The sequence below is a fragment of the Chitinophaga sp. CC14 genome, assembly GCF_048957795.1.
Classification (GTDB): domain Bacteria; phylum Bacteroidota; class Bacteroidia; order Chitinophagales; family Chitinophagaceae; genus Chitinophaga; species Chitinophaga ginsengisegetis.
Genome location: NZ_JARBFY010000002.1, coordinates 154,031 through 163,932, shown reverse-complemented (window position 1 = coordinate 163,932; position 9,902 = coordinate 154,031). Strand labels below are relative to the sequence as shown.

The 9,902-nt window shown below is 47.4% G+C and carries 8 protein-coding genes; 5 read left to right on the top strand and 3 right to left on the bottom strand.

Annotation, left to right across the window (positions count from 1 at the left end; translation table 11 throughout):
- The 5 genes from PV783_RS09965 to PV783_RS09945 form a co-directional block, all read left to right on the top strand.
- A partial coding sequence (locus tag PV783_RS09965) for a hypothetical protein (RefSeq protein WP_420987870.1) occupies positions 1–258 on the top strand: 258 nt, incomplete at its 5' end.
- 120 nt (positions 259–378) lie between these two features.
- Positions 379–2,067 (top strand): helix-hairpin-helix domain-containing protein, encoded by a 1,689-nt coding sequence (locus PV783_RS09960; RefSeq protein WP_420987869.1) that lies wholly within the window; start codon positions 379–381, stop codon positions 2,065–2,067.
- Positions 2,064–2,768 carry a PrsW family intramembrane metalloprotease gene (locus PV783_RS09955; protein WP_111579503.1) on the top strand — a complete coding sequence of 235 codons (705 nt, stop codon included), beginning with the start codon at positions 2,064–2,066 and terminating at the stop codon, positions 2,766–2,768. The genes PV783_RS09960 and PV783_RS09955 overlap by 4 nt, the downstream gene beginning before the upstream one ends.
- 60 nt (positions 2,769–2,828) lie before the next feature.
- On the top strand, positions 2,829–3,464 hold the full coding sequence (locus tag PV783_RS09950; protein ID WP_079468900.1) for a DsbA family protein: 636 nt from the start codon (positions 2,829–2,831) through the stop codon (positions 3,462–3,464).
- Positions 3,465–3,468: 4 nt separating this feature from the next.
- Complete coding sequence (locus tag PV783_RS09945) at positions 3,469–3,963, top strand: GNAT family N-acetyltransferase (RefSeq protein ID WP_420987868.1); 495 nt, start codon at positions 3,469–3,471, stop codon at positions 3,961–3,963.
- Between the two features lie 274 nt (positions 3,964–4,237).
- Here PV783_RS09945 and PV783_RS09940 read toward each other — a convergent pair whose 3' ends face one another.
- Genes PV783_RS09940 through PV783_RS09930 form a run of 3 tightly spaced genes read right to left on the bottom strand, consistent with a single transcriptional unit; the run spans position 4,238 to position 9,849 of the window.
- Positions 4,238–6,721: a Calx-beta domain-containing protein gene (locus PV783_RS09940; protein ID WP_420987867.1), complete on the bottom strand. Its 2,484-nt coding sequence runs from the start codon at positions 6,719–6,721 to the stop codon at positions 4,238–4,240.
- Positions 6,722–6,764: 43 nt separating this feature from the next.
- Positions 6,765–8,915 (bottom strand): OmpA family protein, encoded by a 2,151-nt coding sequence (locus tag PV783_RS09935; RefSeq protein ID WP_420987866.1) that lies wholly within the window; start codon positions 8,913–8,915, stop codon positions 6,765–6,767.
- 19 nt (positions 8,916–8,934) lie between these two features.
- Complete coding sequence (locus tag PV783_RS09930) at positions 8,935–9,849, bottom strand: PorP/SprF family type IX secretion system membrane protein (RefSeq protein WP_079468904.1); 915 nt, start codon at positions 9,847–9,849, stop codon at positions 8,935–8,937.
- Positions 9,850–9,902 lie beyond the last annotated feature (53 nt).

Genomic DNA, 9,902 nt, shown 5'->3' with positions numbered 1-9,902 from the left:
AAAGCTGCTCCTAAAAAGAAAGCTGCTGCTAAGAAAGCCGCTCCTAAAAAAGCTGCTGCTAAGAAAGCTGCTCCTAAAAAGAAAGCTGCTGCTAAGAAAGCCGCTCCTAAAAAAGCTGCTGCTAAGAAAGCTGCTCCTAAGAAGAAAGCTGCTGCTAAGAAAGCCGCTCCTGCTAAGAAAGCTGTTGCAAAGAAGAAAGCTGCTCCTAAAAAAGCACCTGCTGCTGCACCAACAGTTCCTCCAGCTCCGGCTAACTAAGATCGGAATTACAAAATGTAGTTATAAGGATCCTGGCATCTATGCCGGGATCTTTTTTTATACCCATCCCCCAACACAATCCCCCTCCGCAATTTCCACGTAACTCCGTATTTTTACGGCATGGATAATTATTCAATCTCAGATAACTTCTCCCTCCTGTCCAAACTGATGGACATCCACGGAGAAAACAGCTTCAAAGCCAAATCCTTCGCCAGCGCAGCATTCACCATAGAAAAGCTGCCTACCCCCCTGAAAGATACCCCCCGCGATGAAATATTCCGGATCAAAGGCATCGGGGAATCTACCGGGAAAAATATCCTCGAAATGCTGGATACCCAACAATGCTCCCTGCTCAATCATTATATAGAAATTACCCCCGCCGGGATCCTCGAAATCATGAAGATCAAAGGACTGGGACCCAAAAAAATAGCCACCATCTGGAAAGAACTGGAAATAGAATCCATGGGCGAACTCCTCTACGCCTGTAACGAAAACCGCCTGATGCTCCTCAAAGGCTTTGGCGCCAAAACACAGGAAAGCGTTCGCCAGAACATCGAATTCTATCTTTCCAACCGCCACCGCTTCCTCTTCGCAGAAGTAGCCGCCACCGGGCAGGAACTGGAAAAACAACTACAGCTGCTCCTGGCTCCCGCAGCCGTTTCACTCACCGGCGCCTTCCGCCGCCACAGCATCATCATCGATGAAATAGAACTGCTCATCGCCGCACCGGTAGATGTAGTGCAACAACAACTCGCCGCGCTCCCCGGTTTTTCACTCACCACCGCCAACGCAGATAACCTGGTATGGCAGCTGAACGAAAAACTCAAAGTAATCACGCATAGCTGCACTGCCGACAGCTTCGCCGCTACTTTATTTACCACTACCGGCTCCCCTGCCTTTATCGATAAATTCAACGCCGCAGGCGGCGCCGCCTTCCTTCACAACGCCACTTCCGAAGAAGCTATCTTCAGCGCGGCAGGAATGGACTATATACCGCCGTTCCTACGGGAAGGCATCAACGAATTAACGCTGGCCCGCAACCACCAACTGCCGGAAACCATCGTTGCCTCCGATATCAAAGGCATCATCCACTCCCACAGCAACTGGAGCGACGGCGAATCTTCCCTGGAAGAAATGGCCACCGCCGCCAAAGCACAGGGCTTCGAATACCTCGTGATCAGCGATCACTCCCGCTCCGCTTTTTATGCCAACGGCCTCCATATAGAAAGGATCCTGGCACAACACGCGGAGATTGATGAGCTGAATAAAAAACTGGCGCCTTTCCGCATTTTTAAAAGCATAGAGTCCGATATCCTCAACGATGGATCACTGGATTACCCGGATGAAATCCTGGCAAAATTTGACCTCGTAATTGCATCTGTGCATTCCAATCTCAAAATGACAGAAGAAAAAGCAATGGCCCGGCTACTGAAAGCCATCGAAAATCCATACACTACCATCCTCGGACATATGACCGGCCGCCTGCTCCTGAGCCGCAACGGTTATCCCGTAGATCATAAAGCCATCATCGACGCCTGTGCCGCCCATAACGTGGTAATAGAACTCAACGCACATCCGCGGCGCCTGGATATCGACTGGACCTGGCTGCATTATGCGTTGGAAAAAAAGGTGCTCATCTCCATAGATCCCGATGCCCACAGCATCAACGGATTCCAGGATATCAGGTACGGTACCCTCGCCGCTCAAAAAGGAGGCATCACAAAAACAAACAATCTTAGCAGTTACACTGTTGACATGCTGAATAATTACCTGCTTCAACGTAAGCAACAAAAAAATATCCTTCCATGATGCTATTGGCATTGGCTGTGGCGCCGGGTTTTGCCATCTGTCTTTTTATTTACCTGATAGACAAATACGACCGGGAACCCACCAGCCTCCTGGTAAAAAGTTTCCTGCTGGGCATGCTCTGCGTAGCCCTGCCACTGGCAGTACAGGGCCTCGCAGTAGAGCTGGGCCTCCGCGAAAATAACGGCACGCTCCTCGGAACCGCGGCATTCGCCTATGGCGTAGTCGGCATCTCGGAAGAACTGGCCAAATTCCTGGTACTGCTGCTGTTCGCCTATCCCAAAAAAGCATTCAACGAACCACTGGATGGCATCGTATACGCGGTAATGATAGGGATGGGCTTCGCCACGCTTGAAAATATTGCGTATGTAAGCAGGTTCGGCGTAGGCACCGGGATAGCCCGCATGTTCCTCTCCGTGCCCGCCCACGGCGCCTTTGCAGTACTCATGGGGTATTATGCCGGCCTGGCTAAATTTGTGCCGCATAAAAGCAGTTCACTCCTGTTCAAAGCACTCATGATCGCCGTTTTCTTTCACGGAACATTCGATTTTTTCCTTTTTCTCGGTAATAATATCTTCCTCATGGGAGCTTCGGTGATCACCCTCATCTTTGCAGTACGCCTATCCATCAAGGCTATACGAAAGGATAGCGCCCTCTCCAAAAAACTGCACGAGGAACACTTTTTTGAAGAAGAGAACACCTGAGGTCACCTGTTTTGCAGTCAGCTTTTAGTTACCTTTGTAAGGCGCTAAAAGCCGACTGCTATGAGATTCATTTATATATACGATCCGCTGTGCGGCTGGTGCTATGGCTTCACCCCCGTAGTACAGCAACTGCAGGAACGCAGCAATGGGAACATGGAATTCGATATCCTCTCCGGCGGAATGATCACCGGCGATAACCGCCATCCTTTTTCTTCCATGAAGGCATACATCCAGCGCGAACATACCAATGTGGAAAACGCAACAGGTGTGAAATTTGGCGCCGCCTTCCTGGAGAAACTACTCCCCTCGGAAGAAATTATGGATTCAGAAAAGCCCAGCATCGCCCTCACGGTATTTAAACAATACCAGCCGGAAAATGCCATCACCTTTGCGCACGATATGCAGGTAGCGCTCAACTATAATGGCCAGAGCCTGAACAACGACAGCACCTACCGCTCGCTGATCAAAAAATTCAGCCTGCCGGAAGATGAATTCATCAGCCGCCTGCACGATGAAAATTACCGCTACGAAACCCAACAGGAATTCCAGCTGATCCAGAACTGGGGCATCACCGGATTCCCCGCGGCCATCCTCGATACCGGTAAACAACTTTACCTCTGCGCACGGGGATACACGCCCCTGGATAAACTGGAGGAAACCATAGAAAATATACTGAGAGAAAATAACAGCTTATAACTTTATGTACCACGTCAAAACAGCTACCGTAAACGATATTCCTGTTATACAGGACCTCACAGAAAAGATTTGGAAACCTACCTATCAGTCTATTCTGACACCGGAACAAATAGAATATATGATAGACATGATGTACAGCACCGCCTCCCTGAACAAACAGATCACGGAGCTGCAACATCAGTTTCTCATCCTGCAGGACGATAGCGCCCCCATCGGGTTTGCCTCCTACAGCACCACCGGTACACCCGGCATCTTCAAATTGCAAAAGATCTATCTCGATGGAAATTACCAGGGAAAAGGAGTCGGTAAATTCCTATTGGAACAGGTGGCCCAACAGGTAAAAGAACGCGGCGCAAACATCCTCGAACTCGACGTAAACCGCTTCAACAAAGCAAAGCAGTTCTATGAAAAACAGGGATTCAGCGTTTATAAGGAAAAGAAAACCGACATCGGCAGCGGCTATATCATGGACGACTATGTGATGCGTAAACCGCTATAAAAAAAGCCCGGTAAGGAGATACCAGGCTATTCCCAAGTTAACCATTAAAAGACACAACTCTTTTTTAAAAAATAATGTTAATCTAACGTTATGTACGAGAACGGCTGATAAGCGGATTTATCCACACATAAAAAAGCAGCATCTTTTATATTTTAATATAAAAGATGCTGCTTTTAAGTTTAATATCTCTCTAAAAAAAATTCCCGCATAGCTAACTATGCGGGAATGCAGGTGTGCCTGAAGCGCGTATATCGGTTATTGATCCAAGCCGTTATTATTTGGCTGTAAGCACGGTGCCTTCGTCGTTATCATCGTCATGGATAACAGCTACCGCCTTATTCAGTTTCAGCTCAGGAGAAATTTTCAATACCCCTGCATTTGCTGCAGCAGTGGCATCACGCAATTTCACGGATACCAGGGCATCTATCTCTTTTACACGGTCGTTTACCAGCGCCACCTGTATATCGGTTTCGCTGAAAGCGCAATCGCCGGTAATCTTTACCATGTCGCCGTTCATGATCACATAGTCCTTACCGTAAGCGGCCGTACTGGAAGAATCCACACCAAAGAAGATGTTGATATCACTACCGGTGCAATTGGTTTGTACGCTCTGGTCTGAAGCCTTTACCAGGATACATTTAAACATACTCACAGGTGCAGTGGCAGATTCATTGGCATCTGTCAGTTTTACCAGGGTGATGTAAGCCGGCTGATCCTGTATGTATTGGGAAGCAGAAATGGAAGTTACATCGCCGTTATAACCCACTACCGCTTCATTCTCCGCTTTAATTTCACTTAACACCAGCACAACGGTTTCGGCCAGTTCGAAGCGGTTATCGTCTTTGATCTTTACATTCAAACTGGCAGTGGTAGCGCCGCTGTCTATCACAAAAGGCGCCTTGATGCTGCTCACAAAGTCGGCTCCCGGCAGCGCGGTACCATTCCCAAATTTGTAAGTTAACCTAACCGGTTTGGATGTGGCATTGATCAGCGGGGTATTATCCCGTTTAAACAAACCGGCAGAAAACACTACATCAGTGGCTGGCTCGGCACCATTGTTACCGCCAATGAACTTCACCATAGCCGGCTGATCCAGGATGGTTACCTCTCCTTTCGACTTGGTAAGATACAGCTCCGACGCATCCAGTACTTCCACATGGAAAGCTTCTTTACCTTCCAGCAGGTTATCACTCTTTACAGGGATCTGGATAGACTTGGAGATGATAGCGCCTGCTGCAAACTCAGAAGGCACAAAGGAAATTGTTCCTTCGGTAACATCAAAGTCGGTTGAACCAGCGCCACCTTTATGCGGAATAGTTTTGTAATGAACGTTAACGGGTGTACGAACACCATTGCTTCTTAAAAACCCGGATAAGGTAATGGTGAGCGTTGCGTTGGATAAACCGTTCAATGGCTCGGAAACAGCGATGTCATTGATAGATACGCCATGACTGATCTTAATAATACGGTTACCATCTTCATCGCCGCCGCCTGCTGCCAGGATTTCGCCGGAAGGGCTTATCAGCAAAGAAGCCAGCGTGGTTTTTGCATCATACTTGCCCAGCTGCTTGTCGAACATCATTTCACCATCAGGACTCAGCTTAATCATGCGGTAGCCTTCTTTTGCCACTACGCAGATCTCATCGTCTTCGGTGAGTAACAGGTGCTGGAATACAGAACCCAGGTTTTTATCAATGGAAACAGTGCCATCGGGAAGCAGTTTAACGATCTTACCGGTGTTGTTGCTCACGTTACCCCCTGCCGCTACTACTTTTCCGTTCTTGCCTACTTCCAGTGCGTATAAAGCGGCATCCGTTTCTTTATTGAATAACTCAGTGCCATCAGGACGCAGCTTAACAATACGGCCACGGTCTTTTTCCTCTGCGCAGGCGAAGATCTGCCCCAGGTCGTTTACTTTGATGGCATTGAACTTACCATCTGCGGTGCTGTATTCTTTATCAAATACTACCTGGCCTTCGGCATTTACTTTCGCAATGCGGCTGGCATTGCCGGTACCATAAGCGCCACCGCCCATAGCCAGTACTGCGCCGTCTTCCAGCAACAACATCTTTTCAAATGTAGCGCCGGGTTTACCAAAAGAAAGCTCAAATTGTTTTTCTCCCTTTCCATCTACTTTCACCATGTAAGCCTTTCCCTGTCCATCACCCACGTCGCCACCTACAGCAACAATGTTTTCATCTTCATCTATCAGCACATTGGTAAAAACATTGTGTGCGCCAAAACCCTTGTCGAATTCTACTTTACCATCGGGCGTCATCTTGGTGATGCGGGCCTGCGCAGGCTTGCTGCCATCCACTCCAACGGTAATGTAATTGCCATGACGGTCTGTAATGATCCGGGTAAAATAACCACCCTGACCGTTGCCGATGCTCTTGTCAAACACTACTTCGCCGGTAGCAGATAATTTGGTAATACGGGCATTGCCATAAGCAATGGTACCGCCACCTACAGCCACCAGTTCATTCTTCGGCAGTAAAATCAGGTCCTGGTATGCTACCAGTCCGCCTTTATTCAGTTTGGCATTGTAAATAAGAGTACCCGTTGCAGATAATTTGGTAATGCAACCATTATCTGTTCCGCCTCCGATGGCAACAATAGCATTGTTCTCCGCAATAGCCAGTTTCTTATACTGGTTTTTGGGAGCACTGAAGCTCTTGTTAAACACAACAGGCATCTCCTGTGCGAAGGCCTGTGTGCCTACCGCCAGTAATAGCATTAGTGAGGAAAATTTGTTCATTTGTATTAGTTTGATATACGCTAAAAAATAACCGATAAATAGTTTATTGAATCTTAATCTCGCACCTTCTGTTTACGCCCTGCAGTTGTATAAAATACTCCCTGTCGGCCTCCGGTCGCTGGCTCCCCGCAATCCATACCGGGCGGGTAGACCCGAAATAATTGATCCTTATTTTATCAGGAGTAACACCCCTGCTCAGCAGGCACTCCTGGATGTATACAGCACGGTTCTTCGACAGCGACAAGTTATACCGCTCGGTACCAATAATGTCGGTATGCCCGTTCACCAGTATGATCCGGTGCGGGTTCGACTTCCATATCCGGAAAATAGAATCCAGCTTACGCCATTCCTGGTCCTGCGGAACAAAAGAATTCAGATCGTAGTAAATCACACCAGGAACTTTCCACAACGCTTCCAGCGCTTTCACCGCACTGTCTCTTACCAGCGTGTAACCGACACCGTTATTAGCGACGTTAGGGCCACTGGCTTGCTGTTGCCAGGATACCATTTCCGGGCTGCTGTAGGCAGCCTGACCGGTATATGCCGGTTGCGTAGTAGCAGTAGCAGCAACTACCGGTTGGGTATTGCTGTTGCCGGGGTGATCGTTTTGCCAGGGAATAATTTCGGGAGAACTGTCTGTTACATCATTGGCGTAATCCACCATTTTGCGCCCGGGACTAACGGCAACGGCTACTGCGGGAACGGGTTTCAATACCACTTTATCCACCACCGGCGGTTGCACGGGGAGGTTATCGTATTGTTTGGTTCCTACTAAAGTCAGCTGTTGACGGGTATCCGTCTGATTCATGGTATAAGGCACTCGGTCATCTTCTTTTACCGGCTTGCCGGGATAAGGCAGGTCCAGTTGTTTCAAAGGATTTTTCTTCAGGTTTAACACATAGATATGATCGTTATCATGCGCGCCTGAACGGTCTGATGTAAAATATAATAACAGCTTGCCTTCATCCAGTACAGGATTCAGATCATCAAACTGCGTATTCACAGGATACGGCAAATGTACAGTTCCTTCTTCCGGTTTTTTTATATTTATTACAAAGATGTCCAGTCCACCAAATCCCCGGAGGCCATTCGACGAAAAGAACAACTTATCACCCACCACAAAAGGATACAGTTCATTTCCATTGGTATTTACCTGCGGACCCAGGTTCACCGGCGCTTTCCACCGTTTGGCTTCCTTGTCCCAGTCGGTGTAGTAAATATCTGTACCACCCTGACCACCAGGCATATCGGACGCAAAGTACAAACGTTTACCATTAGGTGCAACTGATGGGTGCAGGAAAGAATAAGTTTCCAGGTTTTTCCCCAGCTTCACCGGCAGTGGTTTACTCCATACATCATGATCCGGTTGATAAACAGCAGATAACAGCTGCGTACCATTGTTATAATTAATATAAGAATTCTTGTCGTTCTTCACATCGGTAAACCGGTTGGAAGTATAGATCACCTTTTGCCCGTTATCAAAGAAAGAAGCAGGTCCTACCTGTAATACACCCCGTAAGCTATTATTAAAAGGCTCTACACCATCTTCTGAAACCTGGTATAGTTTGGAATTCGTATAGAAAGATTGCTGCTCGTTTTTCCGGATATCATTGGAAAGAAACACAATGTTATTACGGTAGAGCGCCAGTCCATACTGATACCCGGGCAGGTTCAGGCGAAGACTGTCCACCCGTATATTCTCCATAGAATCACGGTTAAAGAAACCATAGTAATTCACCAGCGACTCTTTCAGGTTGGTAAAGCGCGCATTATTCTTATAGTTACTGGCATACACCGCGCTGATCTCCTGGGCTTTCACCACCCTTCCGGTGCGCTTCAGCAGATCAATGTAGTTGGTTACATCTGTTACCAGCACGTTTTTCTCTGGCTTGTACAACAACTCATCGTACAAACTGATCGTTTTCTCAAACTGCCTTGTTTCAAAGTACACCCGCGCCAACTGTAACTTGGCCCGGCGCAAAACTTCTTCGCTGCTGCCATTATTAATTACTTCATTACACAACGAGATTGCCCTTTCGTATTCTTGTCTTTTGTAAAGCCGTTCCGCACGCTTTACCTTAGCCATACTTCCCAAGCCGCCTATTTGCACTCGGTCTTTTACAAAACTGCAGGAAACAAACAGGGAAACAATGCTCAGAAAAAGTATGAGGGAAGAGAAATTGTATTTTCGCATACCATTCTTGATTTTAAAATTAGAAATAACGCGGCGCCACCACTTTCCACTTCGACCAGGAGAAGCGATAATTAATCATCACTTCATGCGACACCGTTTGCGCGCCTTTCAGATTCGACTGCATAGGCGTATCATAAGAATAACCGATCTGCAGGTTCTTCGTTGCCTGCACCTGCACCAATCCTGTCATCGTTTTTTCAGAACGCCACGATGCACCCAGCCATATCAGGTTCTTCAGGAGAATATTCGCATTCAGATCATACTGAAAACCCGCGCCCTTCACCTGCCGCAACAACACATTCGGCTTCAGCTTTACATCATCATTAATATTGATCAGGTAACCCGTTTGCAGGTAATAATGCGATTCCACCACTACTTTATTCACACTGTTGCCGAGGTCGAAACTCTTGAAAGTAGGCGACGACAACCCGATAAAGAACCGGTCGGTAAACAACATGAAACCAAAGCCCACATCCGTTTTCCAGTAACTCTGATTTTGCGCAAACACCGGGTCGGTGGTAGTCAGGGAACTATTATCTTCTCTGAAATGCGACATGCCGCCCTTCAATCCCAGCGCCAGGTAAATCTTCTCATTGAGCTTTACCCGTTGGGAAACATTCAGGTTCACCGCTGTTTGCGAATTCACGGTGATCTTTTCATTCATCAGCGATACGCCAAAACTTGTATTGGTGGCCTTTATAGGAGTATAAAATGAAGCCGTGGCCGTTTTAGGAGCCCCTTCCACACCCACCCACTGGTTACGGCCCACTGCCGTAAGACTGGAAGATTCATCCATAGAAGGATAAGCCGGATTGATGATCATGCCGTTGAACATATACTGCGAATACAAGGGTTCCTGCTGCGCAGCAACCTGTAAACAACAACACCAGCATAAGATAGTAACCCCTAAAGCTTTCATAAGATGCTTTTTCATAGGTATCAGCTTAAATATTTTTTTGTCAGATGCATCCTGCTTTAAATTCGTAT